Annotated in this window: 10 protein-coding genes and 1 tRNA gene; 9 read left to right on the plus strand and 2 right to left on the minus strand. The window is 47.3% G+C overall.

The genetic code is table 11. From position 1 onward, the window contains the following. The first annotated feature begins 1 nt into the window (after position 1). From L6468_RS02755 to asnS, 9 genes are all read left to right on the plus strand, one after another. A complete protein-coding gene (locus L6468_RS02755; RefSeq protein ID WP_237794935.1) occupies positions 2-1,420 on the plus strand; it encodes a peptidylprolyl isomerase in 1,419 nt (472 codons plus the stop codon). Beyond that, complete coding sequence (locus L6468_RS02760) at positions 1,420-2,820, plus strand: peptidylprolyl isomerase (RefSeq protein WP_237794937.1); 1,401 nt, start codon at positions 1,420-1,422, stop codon at positions 2,818-2,820. Before L6468_RS02755 ends, L6468_RS02760 begins: the two co-directional genes overlap by 1 nt. After that, positions 2,801-4,456, plus strand: a complete 1,656-nt coding sequence (locus L6468_RS02765) for an OstA-like protein (RefSeq protein ID WP_091815289.1) — start codon at positions 2,801-2,803, stop codon at positions 4,454-4,456. Before L6468_RS02760 ends, L6468_RS02765 begins: the two co-directional genes overlap by 20 nt. Continuing rightward, on the plus strand, positions 4,453-6,300 hold the full coding sequence (gene mutL / locus L6468_RS02770; protein WP_237794945.1) for a DNA mismatch repair endonuclease MutL: 1,848 nt from the start codon (positions 4,453-4,455) through the stop codon (positions 6,298-6,300). The genes L6468_RS02765 and mutL overlap by 4 nt, the downstream gene beginning before the upstream one ends. Positions 6,301-6,464: 164 nt before the next feature. After that, positions 6,465-7,601: an OmpA family protein gene (locus L6468_RS02775; protein ID WP_237794947.1), complete on the plus strand. Its 1,137-nt coding sequence runs from the start codon at positions 6,465-6,467 to the stop codon at positions 7,599-7,601. Positions 7,602-7,830: 229 nt separating this feature from the next. Continuing rightward, positions 7,831-7,905, plus strand: a tRNA-Val gene (locus L6468_RS02780). 156 nt (positions 7,906-8,061) lie between these two features. Then, positions 8,062-9,408, plus strand: coding sequence for an adenylosuccinate lyase (gene purB / locus L6468_RS02785; RefSeq protein WP_091852237.1), 1,347 nt, complete (start codon positions 8,062-8,064; stop codon positions 9,406-9,408). A gap of 81 nt (positions 9,409-9,489) precedes the next feature. After that, on the plus strand, positions 9,490-10,875 hold the full coding sequence (locus tag L6468_RS02790; protein WP_091815275.1) for a pseudouridine synthase: 1,386 nt from the start codon (positions 9,490-9,492) through the stop codon (positions 10,873-10,875). A 20-nt stretch (positions 10,876-10,895) separates the two neighbouring features. Beyond that, positions 10,896-12,335, plus strand: coding sequence for an asparagine--tRNA ligase (asnS, locus tag L6468_RS02795; protein ID WP_091815272.1), 1,440 nt, complete (start codon positions 10,896-10,898; stop codon positions 12,333-12,335). A gap of 38 nt (positions 12,336-12,373) precedes the next feature. Here asnS and L6468_RS02800 read toward each other — a convergent pair whose 3' ends face one another. Together L6468_RS02800 and L6468_RS02805 are read right to left on the minus strand one after the other, a co-directional pair. Beyond that, a complete protein-coding gene (locus L6468_RS02800) occupies positions 12,374-13,270 on the minus strand; it encodes a CvfB family protein (protein ID WP_237794954.1) in 897 nt (298 codons plus the stop codon). A gap of 14 nt (positions 13,271-13,284) precedes the next feature. Further along, positions 13,285-13,968 carry an ABC transporter ATP-binding protein gene (locus L6468_RS02805; RefSeq protein ID WP_091852246.1) on the minus strand — a complete coding sequence of 228 codons (684 nt, stop codon included), beginning with the start codon at positions 13,966-13,968 and terminating at the stop codon, positions 13,285-13,287. Positions 13,969-13,988: the final 20 nt, after the last annotated feature.

Consider the following 13,988-nt stretch of genomic DNA (forward strand, 5'->3'; position numbering starts at 1 on the left):
TATGAAACTGAAAATGCTTTTTGCCGGATTGTTGGCCTGTGTCTCTGTGAGTGCACAGACGGATGATCCTGTAATCATGATTGTGAACGGAGAGCCTGTGCTTCGTTCGGAATTCGAATATTCGTATAACAAGAATAACTCCGAGGGCGTTATCGATAAGAAGAATATCGAGGAGTATGTGGACCTCTTTATTAATTATAAGTTGAAGGTCTGTGCTGCTCTTGACGCAAAGTATGATACGCTGCAGTCGTTCAAGGACGAGTTTGCACAGTATCGTAACCAGCAGGTGCGTCCTGCTTTTGTAACTGATGCTGACATCGAGAAAGAGGCTCGAAAGATTTATGATCAGACTGTAGAACAGATAGGTCCTGATGGACTGATTCAGTGTGCCCATATCCTGTTGCGTGCCAACCAACAGGCATCGCAGGCGGAGTGGGATGCTGCCAAGGTGCGTATCGACTCTGTGTATAAGGCTCTGAAAGATGGCGCTGACTTTGCAGAACTGGCTAAGAAGGTGTCACAAGACCCGGGTTCTGCCCGTCAGGGTGGTCTGCTGCCTTTTGTACAGCATGGTCAGCTGGTGAAGGAGTTTGAGGATGCAGCTTATGCCTTGCAGCCAGGTGAGATGTCGGGTATCGTACAGTCACCTTATGGCTACCACATCATCCTGATGAAGGAGCGTAAGATGCTGGAGCCTTTCGAATTCCATCATGATGCCATTCTGAAGTTCATCGAACAGCGCAATATGCGTGATCAGATTGCTGAGCAGAAGATTGGAGAACTGGTGAAGAGCACGAATAAGTCGGAAGCTGAGCTTCTGGATGAGAAGGCTGCAGAACTGTCGGCTCAGGATATGGAGATGAAATACCTGATTCAGGAGTATCACGACGGACTGCTGCTTTATGAAATCAGCAATAACCTGGTTTGGGACAAGGCTGCTAAGGATGAGGCCGGACTGGCTAGTTTCTTCAAGAAGAATAAGAAGAAATATGCATGGGACAAGCCTCGCTACAAGGGTATGGCTTATCATGTGAAGGTGAAGGAAGATGTGAAAGCTGTGGCTGACTGCGTGAAGAAACTGCCTTTTGATAAGTGGGCTGAGGCGCTGCGTACCACCTTTAATGCTGACTCTGTGATCCGTATCCGTGTGGAAAAAGGAATCTTCAAACAGGGTGATAATGCGCTTGTAGATAGTGTGGTGTTTAAGAAGGATACCACTGTGACAAAGCTGAAGGATTATCCCTTTGATGCTGTTTATGGAAAGGTGCTGAAGAAAGGTCCGGAGGACTACACCGATGTGCGTGGTCTTGTGGTGGCCGACTATCAGGAGGCGCTGGAGAAGGAATGGGTGGCTCAACTGCGTAAGAGATATGCTTTTGAAGTCAAGGAAGAGGTATTGAAAACTGTCAATAAGCATTGATGAAAAAATATTTTGTTATACTCCTGTCGCTGGTAGCTGTTGCTTCGGCCTATGCCGATAAGCGTGACAGCATTGGCTCGGTTGTTGATGAGGTCATCTGGGTTGTAGGTGATGAGGCCATCTTAAAGAGTGAGGTGGAGGTAACTCGTATCCAGGCTGCTATGGAGGGCATCCGCTGGAATGGTGATCCTGACTGTGCTATCCCGGAACAGTTGGCTGTACAGAAGTTGTTTCTTCATCAGGCTGCCATCGATAGTATTGAGGTGACTGAGAACGAGATAGCATCGGGTATAGAACAGCGTATTGACTATATGATTCAGCAGACTGGCTCACGTGAGAAACTGGAGGAGTACAAGAAGCAGAGTCTTAGTCAGATACGTCAGTCTATGCATGATGACTTGCGTGATCAGATGCTGATTCAGCGCATGAAGGAGAAACTGGTGAAGGATATCAACGTGACTCCTGCCGAGGTGCGTCGCTATTTCAGGGAACTGCCTGCTGACAGTGTGCCTTTTGTTCCCACGGAGGTGGAGGTGCAGATTATTGCCAATACGCCACGAATCTCCATAGAGGAGATTAACCGTGTGAAGGATGAACTGCGTGACTATACGGATCGTATCAATAAAGGTGAGACGTCTTTCCAGACATTGGCACGTCTGTATTCTGAGGATCCCGGCTCACGTCGTGCTGGTGGTGAACTGGATTATACGGGGCGTGGTATGCTTGACCCTGCCTTTGCTGCAGTGGCCTTTAACCTGACCGATCCTAAGAAGATTTCGAAGATAGTGGAGTCGGAATTCGGTTTCCATATCATCCAGTTGGTTGATAAGCGTGGCGATAAGATCAAGGTTCGTCATATCTTACGTAAACCAGTTGTCTCGGATTCGGCTGTCAATGCGTCTATCGCCTTCCTTGATACGATAGCGGATTATATCCGTAATGGCGAGACTCCCAAACAATTGGAGGGCTTGTATGTAGGAACCTTCAATTTCGAGGATGCTGCAACGATTTTCTCTGACGATAAGGATACACGTAATAACCGCGGTTTGATGTTTAACCGTTCGGAACGTGGACAGACCTCACGCTTCCAGATGCAGGATCTTCCTTCTGAGGTGGCACGTGTCGTGGATGGCATGCAGGTGGGTGATGTGTCGAAAGCGTTCTCGATGATTAATGATCAGGGAAAGACGGTATGTGTCATCGCTAAGTTGAAAAGCCGAACGGAAGGACACAAGGCTACTATCACGGAGGACTTCCAGGTGATGAAGGATATCGTGATGGAAAAAAGGCGCGAAAAGGTGCTGCACGACTGGGTGGTCAATAAGATAAAGAATACCTACGTGCACGTCAGTGATGACTATCGCAACTGCAAGTTTGAATATGAAGGTTGGATTAGGTAAGAGTCGCAGAAGCATCAGTTTGGTGCTTCTGTGTGCGCTATGCCTTGTCGTGTATGGCGCAGCGTCGTCAACTCCAAAGAAGAAAACGGAGAAGAGTAGGGTGTACCTGGTACATGCCGATGAGTTGTTTTTTGATATTTGGAAGAATAATAATGCTCAGGTGCTGCGCGGACAGGTGGAGTTTGAGCATGACGGTGCCCACCTGTATTGCGACAGTGCCAACTATTTTGAACAAAGTAATTCTTTTGAAGCCTGGGGGCATGTGAAGATGGTGCAGGGGGATACCCTCTCGCTGACTGGTGACTATGGCTTTTATGACGGTGACAATAAACTGCTGGTCGCAAAGGTCTTTGACAGTGGCAAGCAGGTGGTGCTCCGTAACCGGGCTACAACGCTTTATACCGATACGCTTTATTTCGACCGTAATGATAATATGGGCTATTATGATGAAGGCGGAAAAATTGTGGATAAGACGGCTACGCTGACTTCCTGGCATGGGGAATATCATACTGATTCGAAGGATGCTTTCTTTATGGATAAGGTCAAACTGGTGGATGGTAACTCTACGCTGACCACTGATACGCTGGTGTATAACACGCGAAGCAAGCTGGCCAATATCGTTGGACCGTCGGATATCGTCTCTGGTAAGAGTCATATCTACTCGGAACTGGGGTATTATAACACAGCAAAGAAACAGGCGGAGCTGTTGAACAGGTCGAGGGTGCGGAATGAAGGACGTACTATTGTGGCCGACAGTATCTGGTATGATGGTATCACAGGTGTCAGCGAGGCTTTCAGGAAAGTCATCTATAATGATTCAGTGAATAAGAATGGCATGCGCTGTAACTATGGCTATTATGATGACTTGAATGGCTATGCTATGTCTACGGATAGTGTGGTAGCGCTGGAGTATTCCCAGAAAGATACGCTTTACATGCATGCCGATACTTTCAAGGTGTTTACGTATAACATTGATACTGATTCTGTGTATCGTGTGATGCATGGTTATAATAAGGTACGCGCGTACCGTATTGATATACAGGCCGTCTGTGACTCTCTGGTGTATAATTCAAAGGACTCTTGTATGACGATGTACACCGATCCTATCCTCTGGAATGTCAATCAGCAGTTGCTGGGCGAGATGGTGCAGGTCTTTATGAAGGACTCTGTCGTGGATAGGGCACATGTTATCAACCAGGCATTCTCCATAGAGAAACTGCCGGAGGATAAGATGTATAACCAGGTGTCGTCGAATGAGATGTTTGCTTTCTTCCAAAATGGAGAAATGCACGAGGGACAGGCTGTCGATAATGTGCTGGTGGCTTATTATCCGGTGAATGAGTCGGATAGTACCTATGAGGGACTCGTCAGAATGGAAACATCGAAGATGCGTCTTATCATGGAAAAGAAGAAACTAAGCAGTATATGGACGCCCAAAGCTAACGGTATTATGTATCCGATGACGCAGATACCACCTGAGAAACGGTTCCTTGAAGGCTTCAACTGGTTTGACTATGTGAGGCCTATGTCAAAAGATGATATCTTTGATTGGCGCCCGAAGAAACCGGGAACGGAAATCAGGCCTACTCGACGCAAAGGTGAAATGACCCAGGAAAAGAAAACATTAGCATTATGAGTGATGTGATACAACTACTGCCGGATTCGGTGGCAAACCAGATTGCTGCCGGTGAGGTAATCCAGCGACCCGCTTCTGTAATAAAGGAGCTGGTAGAGAATGCTGTGGATGCTGGGGCAAAGACGATTCGTGTGCTGGTCGTTGATGCAGGACGTACGTCTATTCAGGTCATTGATGATGGTTGTGGTATGTCGGAGACGGATGCCCGTTTGGCTTTCGAACGACATGCGACATCGAAGATCCGGCAGGCTGATGATCTCTTTGCGCTTCATACGATGGGCTTCCGTGGTGAGGCTCTTCCTTCTATTGCCGCAGTGTCGGTCGTAGAACTGACCACGCGTATGGCAAGTGAGGATATAGGAACGCATCTGACTCTGCAGGGGTCAAAGGTGGTGAGCCAGGAACCGGTAGCATGTCCTGTCGGCTGTAATTTCAAAGTTGAGAACTTGTTCTTCAATGTTCCGGCACGAAGGAAATTCCTGAAGACGAACGCTACGGAACTGAATAATATCCTGACGGCTTTCGAACGTATTGTACTGGTATATCCGGATATCCATTTTATTCTGTACAGCAATGGACAGGAACTGATGAACCTGAGGGCGTGTCATCTGCGTCAGCGTATTGCTGATGTGTTTGGCAAAAAGACCAGTCATGACTTGTTGCCTGTAGAGGTCGATACGTCACTATGCCGTATCTCTGGATTTGTAGGAAAACCAGAGGCTGCCCGTAAGAAGGCTGGTTATGAGTACTTCTTTGTCAACGGCCGTTATATGAAACATGCCTATTTCCATAAAGCGGTATGTGGCGCCTTCGAACGATTGGTGCCCGTGGGTATGCAAGTGCCGTACTTTATCTATTTCGAAGTGGATCCTGCTGATATCGATGTGAATATCCATCCTACGAAAACAGAGATTAAGTTTGAGAACGAACAGAGTATCTGGCAGATTCTGCAGGCTGGCGTGAAAGATGCTATCGGCAAATTCTGTGATGTGCCTACTATTGACTTTGATACGGAGGGTAAACCGGATATCCCTGTGTTTGATCCGCAGCGTGACTCGATAGAACTGCCTAAAGTTTCGTATAATCCCAACTTTAATCCTTTCGAGAAACAGTCTTCTGCTAACTCTTCATCATACAGGGAACCGTCATTCTATCGTGAAGGTGGCGTGGCGAAGGACTGGGAGAAACTATATGAGCCAAGGGAGATTCCTTCTTATGCAGAGGAGAACCTCTTTCCAGTAGAGGAACCCGCACAAGAACGTGAAACACTTATTTCAGAGAAATCTCCTGTTCATTACCAGTTCAAGGGATGCTATATCATGACGGCAGTGAAGTCTGGTCTTATGATTATTGACCAGCAGCGCGCTGATATCCGTATACGTTACGAGCGTTATATGGAGCAGTTCCGCCAGAAAACAGCCAATACACAGCGTGTCCTGTTTCCTGAGGTTATGGAGTTCTCCATGGCTGATAGTGTGATGGTTGATAAGTTTATGCCTGATTTGTTGACGATGGGGTTTGATATCAACTCTCTGGGAGGTGGAAGCTACGTCATTAATGGTATTCCGGCAGGACTGGAGGGACTTAGTCCAGACCGGCTGATACGACAGGTGGTGGCAGATGCCATAGAGAAGGGATGTAGTGATGTGGAGGAAATACATTCTGCTTTGGCTTTGAGTCTGGCCCGACATGCGGCTATTCCTCAAGGGCAGGTGTTGAGTAATGAGGAGATGGAGTTGCTGGTGAATGATCTATTTTCTTGTTCCAATGTGAACTATACACCAGATGGGCGCTCAATCCTCTATATATTGCCGCAAAAGGAAATAGAGGCATCTCTAGGATGATAATTTTGAAAAAACTCCCCAAAAATCGACGAAAAAGGCTTTTTTTGAACTTTTTTTATACATAAAATGCATTTTCTTTGCTATTTTTGTTGGAGGTTATAAAAAAAATTTCTACTTTTGCAGCAAATTTGAATTTAAATTTTCATTTATAAATTAAAAATTGTATGAAAAAGTTTTTAATGGTGCTGGCTCTTGCTAGCGTATCTGTTGCTGGAATGGCACAGGAAACAACTGAAAAGTACAGTGTTGCTACCAATTCTTTCTGGAGCAACTGGTTCATTCAGGCTAATGTTGCTGGAACTGCTTTCTATAGCAGCCAGGAAAATAATCTTAATCTTTCTAATAGCCCTCTGAAGGGTTTCCGTAACAACCTGGGTGCTTCTGTGGCTATCGGTAAATGGTTTACTCCAGGTCTCGGTCTCCGTACAAAGGTTAACGGCGTTTGGGGTCGCACTGTAAACGGTGATGACAAGAAGGCAAATGCTAGCAAGTACTGGCAGGCTAACGAGCAGGTATTGTTCAACTTGAGCAATATGCTGTGTGGTTACAATCCTGACCGTGTTTGGAATTTCATTCCTTATCTTGGTGGTGGTATTGGTCGTAACATGACTTACAATTCTTATGCTATGGGTCTGCAGGCTGGTTTGCTGAACGAATTCCGCCTGAGCCGTAAGTTCGCTCTGAACCTCGATCTGTCATTCGGTATGCATGAGCCTGACTTCGACGGTAATGCAATTTCAAACGCAAGCTCACGTTCTCCCAAGTCTAAGGATCGTGACCTGAACCTCGAAATCGGTTTGACCTACAATCTGGGTAAGGCTACTTGGAACAAGGTTCCCGATGTTGACGCTATCAACGCTCTTCATCAGAGCCAGCTCGACGCTCTCAATGCACAGCTCGCTGATGCAAATGCTGAGAACGATCGTCTGAACAACCTGATCAAGAACCACAAGTGCCCCGAGGCTAAGACTGTTACTGTGAAGGAAGTTGCTACAGCTCCTGTATCTGTATTCTTCAACATTGGTAAGTCTAAGATCGCTTCTCGCAAGGATCTGCAGAACGTGAAGGCTATGACTGAGACTAACAAGGATGCTAAGTTCGTTGTAACTGGTTATGCTGATAGCAAGACTGGTAGCGCTTCTTACAACCAGAAGCTGAGCCAGAAGCGTGCTGAGGCTGTTGCTAACGAGTTGGTTAAGATGGGTGTAAGCCGTGACAACATTGAGATTGTTGCTAAGGGTGGCGTTGCTGACCTGACTCCTATCTCTTACAACCGTCGTGCTACTGTTGAGATTAAGTAATTGATCTTAAAAACGAAATTAATAAATGACCGGTGAGTTTTTGCTTACCGGTCTTTTTTTTTTGCCCTTTTACCCCCCTTTTTTGGGGCTAAATAAGCCCTTTCTGCAATTTTTTTCGAGAAAATTTGAAAAAAGTTCGGAAAATATTTGGTGGTTTCAAAAAAAGTCCGTACCTTTGCACTCGCTTAAAAGAATAAGATAACACTCAAAGTTACAACGGTTCAAAAAAGGGCGTTTAGCTCAGTTGGTTTAGAGCATCTGCCTTACAAGCAGAGGGTCGGCGGTTCGAATCCGTCAACGCCCACAAGAAAAGGTTCTGAAGAAATTCAGAACCTTTTTCTGTTTAAAAAACATAAAAACATCTGTTGCGCTAAAAAACTTTTAAATCTTAACTCTTAATTCTCAACTTTTTTGTAACTTTGCAACCTCAATTGAAGAGTATATTATCTAGATAGTAAAAATGGAACTAAACTTATTGACGGCCATCTCGCCTATAGATGGTCGCTATCGCGGGAAGACAGAGCCGCTGAGTGAGTATTTTTCAGAGTATGCGTTGGTGAGATACCGTGTGCGTGTAGAGATTGAATATTTTATTGCACTCTGCGAGTTACCCTTGCCCCAACTTCAGGATTTCAATCATGACCGATTTGAAGCCATGCGTGACATCTATCGCCACTTTACGCCTGCAGATGCGCAGCGCGTAAAGGATATTGAGGCGATTACTAACCATGATGTAAAGGCTGTGGAGTATTTTATCAAAGAATGCCTGGATAAGATGGGCGGCTTTGAGAAATACAAGGAGTTCATTCATTTTGGTTTAACTTCTCAGGATATCAACAATACCAGTGTGCCCCTTTCTGTTAAGGAAGCTATTGAGCAGGTTTATGTACCCCTGTTGGAAGAGCTCATTGAGCAGTTGCACGACTATGCTGAGGAATGGAAAGGTGTGGCTATGTTGGCCAAGACGCATGGACAGCCTGCTTCTCCCACTCGCCTGGGTAAGGAGATTATGGTTTATGTTTATCGTCTTGAGGAACAGTTGCGCTCGTTGAAGGAGGTGCCCGTGACGGCAAAGTTCGGTGGCGCTACAGGTAACTACAATGCACACCATGTGGCTTATCCCCAGTACGACTGGCGTGAGTTCGGTAATCGTTTTGTAAGCGAGAAACTGGGATTGGAGCGTGAGCAGTATACTACACAGATTTCCAACTACGACTGGCTGGCTGCTATTTTTGATGCTATGCGTCGTATTAATACCATCATCATCGACTTGGATCGTGACTTCTGGATGTACATCTCAATGGATTACTTCAAGCAGAAGATTAAGGCTGGTGAGGTAGGTTCAAGCGCTATGCCTCACAAGGTGAACCCCATCGATTATGAGAATTCAGAAGGTAACCTGGGTATGGCTAATGCCGTGCTGGGATTCCTGGCACAGAAGTTGCCTGTAAGTCGTTTGCAGCGAGACCTGACCGACTCTACCGTACTGCGTAATGTCGGTGTACCTATGGGACACTCGCTCATTGCTTTCCAGAGTACGCTGAAGGGACTTCGTAAGCTGATCCTGAATGAGGATAAACTGCACGAGGATCTTGAAAATACATGGGCAGTCGTGGCAGAAGCGATTCAGACTATCCTGCGTCGCGAAGCCTATCCTAATCCTTATGAGACGCTGAAGGCTTTGACACGTACTAATAAAAAGATGGATGAGAAGACCATCCATGATTTCATCCAGACCCTTGAGGTCAGTGATGAGGTGAAGGAGGAGTTGATGGCTATCACTCCCTGGAACTATACTGGAGTTTAACTAACTTTTTTATATAATCATTATTTTAACGTCGTGTGACGGAGAAAGAAACATTAAGAACATTAGAATTTTTTGAGAATTATGGATTTTGAAAACGAAAAGAAAGACGAACAGCAGTTCACGGAAAATGCTGCTAGCCGTGAGGGTTACCAGAAAGAGTATCGCCCGGTAGGACGTTCACCACGTCCACGTATTCACACGGGTCAGCGCCCAGTTAACTCAAACTTCGAGCGCCCAAGTTTTAACAAACACAGTCAGGATGATGAGGGCGGCTTCCGTCCAGAAGGCTTTGGTGCAGGTCTGCAGAGTCAGGCACCTCAGCGTAGTTATCGTCCCCGTACAAATAACTATAATAACAATGGTGGTGGCTACCAGTCTCGTCAGCAGGGTGGTTACCAGCAGCGCCCCCAGCAGGGTGGCTATCGTCCTCGTTACAATCAGGAGGGTGATGACCAGCAGGGATATCAGTCTCGTCAGGGTGGCTACCAGCAGCGTGGCGGTTATGGCCAGCGTCCTCAGCAGGGCGGTTATCAGCAGCGTGGCGGTTATGGCCAGCGTTCTCAGCAGGGTGGTTACCAGCAGCGTGGCGGTTATGGCCAGCGTCCTCAGCAGGGCGGTTATCAGCAGCGTGGCGGTTATGGTCAGCGCCCTCAGGGTGGCTTCCGTCAGCGTACAGCCGATTATGATCCCAATGCAAAGTACTCCATGAAGAAACGCATTGAGTACAAGGAGCAGAACTACGATCCTACGGAGCCTATCCGTCTGAATAAGTTCCTTGCTAATGCTGGTGTATGCAGCCGTCGTGAGGCTGATGAGTTCATCCAGGCTGGTGTGGTTACCGTTAACGGTGAGGTAGTTACCGAATTGGGTACAAAGGTAATGCGCACTGATGTGGTGAAGTTCCACGATGATCCCGTATTGCTCGAGAAGAAGGTGTATGTATTGCTTAATAAGCCCAAGGACTATGTGACTACCAGTGACGATCCCCAGCAGCGTAAGACTGTGATGGATCTGGTGAAGAATGCTTGTCCTGAGCGTATCTATCCTGTTGGTCGTCTGGACCGCAATACCACTGGTGTGTTGCTGCTCACCAACGATGGTGATATGGCTTCTAAGCTGACTCATCCTAAGTTCCTGAAGAAGAAGATCTATCATGTGTACCTGGATCGCAACGTAACTGCTCATGATTTGCAGCAGATTGCAGAGGGTATCACACTTGATGACGGCGAGATCAAGGCAGACGCTATCGAATATGCTGATCCCGTGGACAAAAAGCAGGTGGGCATTGAGATCCATTCTGGCAAGAACCGTATCGTACGTCGTATCTTCGAGAGCTTCGGTTATAAGGTATTGAAGCTTGACCGCGTACAGTTTGCCGGTCTGACCAAGAAGAACCTGCGTCGCGGTGACTGGCGTTACCTCACAGAGGAAGAGGTTGACCGTCTGCGCATGGGATCATATGAATAATTGACAATTGATAATTGACAATGAAAAGAATAAAGGTAATTGATGTGCTGAAAAGCACAGAATATGGAAAAGAAGTCTGTGTGAAGGGCTGGGTGCGTACGCACCGCTCTTCCAAGGCTGTCGACTTTATTGCACTGAACGATGGTTCTACCATCAATAACGTGCAGATTGTGGTGGACCCCACAAAGTTTGATGAGCAACTGTTGAAGGATATCACGACAGGTGCTTGTATCTGTGCAGAAGGTACACTGGTGGAGAGCCAGGGCGCAGGTCAGAGCAGTGAGATTCAGGCTACCAATCTGGTGGTTTATGGTCTCTGCGGCAATGACTATCCTATGCAGAAGAAGGGTCAGAGCTTTGAGGCTATGCGTAAGAATGCCCATATGCGTCTGCGTACCAATACCTTTGGCGCTGTGATGCGTATCCGTCATAACATGGCAATGGCTATCCATACCTATTTCCATGAGCATGGCTTCTATTATTTCCATACACCTCTGATTACTGCTTCTGACTGTGAGGGTGCAGGAAATATGTTCCAGGTAACGACCAAGAATCTCTATGATCTGAAGAAGGACGAACAGGGCAAGATTATCTATGATGATGACTTCTTTGGTGAGCAGACCTCTCTGACGGTGTCTGGTCAGCTGGAAGGTGAGCTTGGTGCTACTGCACTTGGCGCAATCTATACCTTTGGTCCTACGTTCCGTGCAGAGAACAGTAACACGCCTCGTCACTTGGCTGAGTTCTGGATGGTAGAGCCTGAGGTTGCTTTCCTCGACCAGGAGGAGCTGATGGACCTCGAAGAGGACTTCATCAAGTATTGTGTGAAGTGGGCGCTGGATAACTGTAAGGATGATCTTGAGTTCCTCAATAAGATGATTGATAAGACACTTATCGAGCGTCTGCAGGGCGTACTGAAGGAGACCTTCGTTCGCTTGCCTTACACTGAGGGTATCAATATCCTGCAGGAGGCTATCAAGAACGGTAAGAAGTTTGAGTTCCCCTGCAACTGGGGTGATGACCTTGCTTCTGAGCACGAGCGCTACCTCGTTGAGGAGCACTTCAAGAAGCCTGTTATCATGACTGACTACCCACGTGCCTTCAAGTCATTCTACATGAAGCAGAATCAGGATACAACTGATGGTGGTTCTGTAGGTTATAAGGGTGCTATTGCTCCTGGTCCTACAATGCAGGGTACCGACGTGCTGTTCCCACAGATTGGTGAGATTATTGGTGGTTCTGTCCGTGAGGAGAGCTACGATAAGCTGATGGGTGAGATTGAGCGCCGCGAGATGGATCAGACCCACCTTTGGTGGTATATCGATACCCGCCGTTGGGGTTCTTGCCCTCACGCCGGTTTCGGTCTCGGCTTCGAGCGTCTCATCCTGTTCGTAACAGGTATGCAGAACATTCGTGACGTGATTCCTTTCCCACGTACACCGAAGAGTGCAGAATTCTAAATACAAGAAAGCCTCGCCAACTGGCGAGGCTTTTTCGTTTATGCTAGGCGAATACCATTTTCCTCTATCACGATGAGGCGTCGGCGATACAGGTCACCGATGGCTTTCTTGTAGGCTTTCTTTGATACCTTAAAACGGTCGTAGATTAGTTCGGCATCGCTCTTATCGCCTAAGTCGCAGTGCCCGTCGTTCTCGTAGAGATAGCGCAGGAGCACTTCGGCAAAGTCGAGCGTGTGTTGACGACCGGTAGGCTGCAAGGTGACGTCAATCTTGCCGTCCTGACGCACATGGTCAATATAGGCCGTAAGACGGTCGCCTGTGTGCCGCAGCTGGAAAATCTGGTTGTCATATATCTGACCTTGATAGCGGTTGTTAATGATGGTCTTGAAACCAAGGTCGGTTTTCTGCCAGATGAGACAATCGCAGGTGTCGCCGTGCTTGAGGGGAGACCAGACAGCAGACCCGACGGGTATTGTATCAGTAGTACTGGATGTGCTGGCGTTGGTCGAGGCAGGTGCAGGTTCCAAATAACGCTCCACTTTTGCGGTAGCCATCAGACGATGCGACTCTTCATCCTCTTTTACAAAGACGATATAATGCTTGCCAACCTCCATGCGCTGTTTCTGCTCACGGAAAGGACAGAAGAGGTCTTTCATCAGTCCCCATTTCAAGAAGGCGCCGTATTGGTTAATCCATGCTACTTCCAGACAGGCAAACTCGCCCACCTTGGCGGCAGGTTTTTCTGTGGTGGCAATGAGGCGTTCGTCCTGGTCGAGATAGACGAAGACTTCAATTTCTTTTCCGATGGCTAAACCATCGGGCACATAACGGTTGGGAAGCAGGATATCGCCGCTACGTTCGTCACCTTCCAGGTAAAAGCCCTGGTCGGCGCGGCGAATAGCTGTAAGTGTGTTGTAATCTCCTAGTTTTATCATAGAATAGATGTTTATTATATGTCAGCGGAAAGATCGCTGACCACAGGTATATCCAGAAGACCGTCACGCATGTGAATCGTGCGGTCTGTGATGGTGGCCAGTTGTTCGTCATGTGTGACGATGACGAAGGTCTGGCCGAATTTATCACGTAGGTCGAAGAAGAGCTGGTGCAGCTCCTCCTTGTTCTTTGTGTCAAGAGAACCACTGGGCTCGTCAGCCAAGATGACGGCAGGACTGTTCACCAGGGCGCGGGCTACGGCTACACGCTGCTTCTCACCACCGGAGAGCTCGTTGGGCTTGTGGTTTGCACGATCCGTGAGTCCCATGAACTGTAGCAGTTCCTTAGCACGCTCCTTGGCAGCCTTATTGGATGTGCCAGCGATATAGGCTGGAATCATGATATTCTCGATAGCCGTGAATTCAGGCAGCAATTGATGAAACTGAAACACAAAGCCTAAGTGACGATTGCGGAAATCGGCAAGGGCTTTTTGGGAAAGGGCGGTGGTGTCGATGCCATCGACACATACAGAACCAGTATCTGGTTTATCCAATGTGCCGATGATTTGCAGCAGGGTGGTCTTTCCGGCACCGCTGGGGCCTACAATACTTACCACCTCTCCTTTGTCGATATGGAGGTCGATGCCTTTTAGCACCTGTAATGAGCCGAAACTCTTGGTTATATTCTTTATGTCTATCATTTTATTATGGGTCTAATGGG

The organism is Prevotella communis (assembly GCF_022024115.1).
Classification (GTDB): domain Bacteria; phylum Bacteroidota; class Bacteroidia; order Bacteroidales; family Bacteroidaceae; genus Prevotella; species Prevotella communis.

Coding starts and splice junctions, on each gene's coding strand:
- L6468_RS02755 (WP_237794935.1), top strand. CDS start 2: ATGAAACTGAAAATGCTTTTTGCCGGATTGTTGGCCTGTGTCTCTGTG.
- L6468_RS02760 (WP_237794937.1), top strand. CDS start 1,420: ATGAAAAAATATTTTGTTATACTCCTGTCGCTGGTAGCTGTTGCTTCG.
- L6468_RS02765 (WP_091815289.1), top strand. CDS start 2,801: ATGAAGGTTGGATTAGGTAAGAGTCGCAGAAGCATCAGTTTGGTGCTT.
- mutL (WP_237794945.1), top strand. CDS start 4,453: ATGAGTGATGTGATACAACTACTGCCGGATTCGGTGGCAAACCAGATT.
- L6468_RS02775 (WP_237794947.1), top strand. CDS start 6,465: ATGAAAAAGTTTTTAATGGTGCTGGCTCTTGCTAGCGTATCTGTTGCT.
- purB (WP_091852237.1), top strand. CDS start 8,062: ATGGAACTAAACTTATTGACGGCCATCTCGCCTATAGATGGTCGCTAT.
- L6468_RS02790 (WP_091815275.1), top strand. CDS start 9,490: ATGGATTTTGAAAACGAAAAGAAAGACGAACAGCAGTTCACGGAAAAT.
- asnS (WP_091815272.1), top strand. CDS start 10,896: ATGAAAAGAATAAAGGTAATTGATGTGCTGAAAAGCACAGAATATGGA.
- L6468_RS02800 (WP_237794954.1), bottom strand. CDS start 13,270: ATGATAAAACTAGGAGATTACAACACACTTACAGCTATTCGCCGCGCC.
- L6468_RS02805 (WP_091852246.1), bottom strand. CDS start 13,968: ATGATAGACATAAAGAATATAACCAAGAGTTTCGGCTCATTACAGGTG.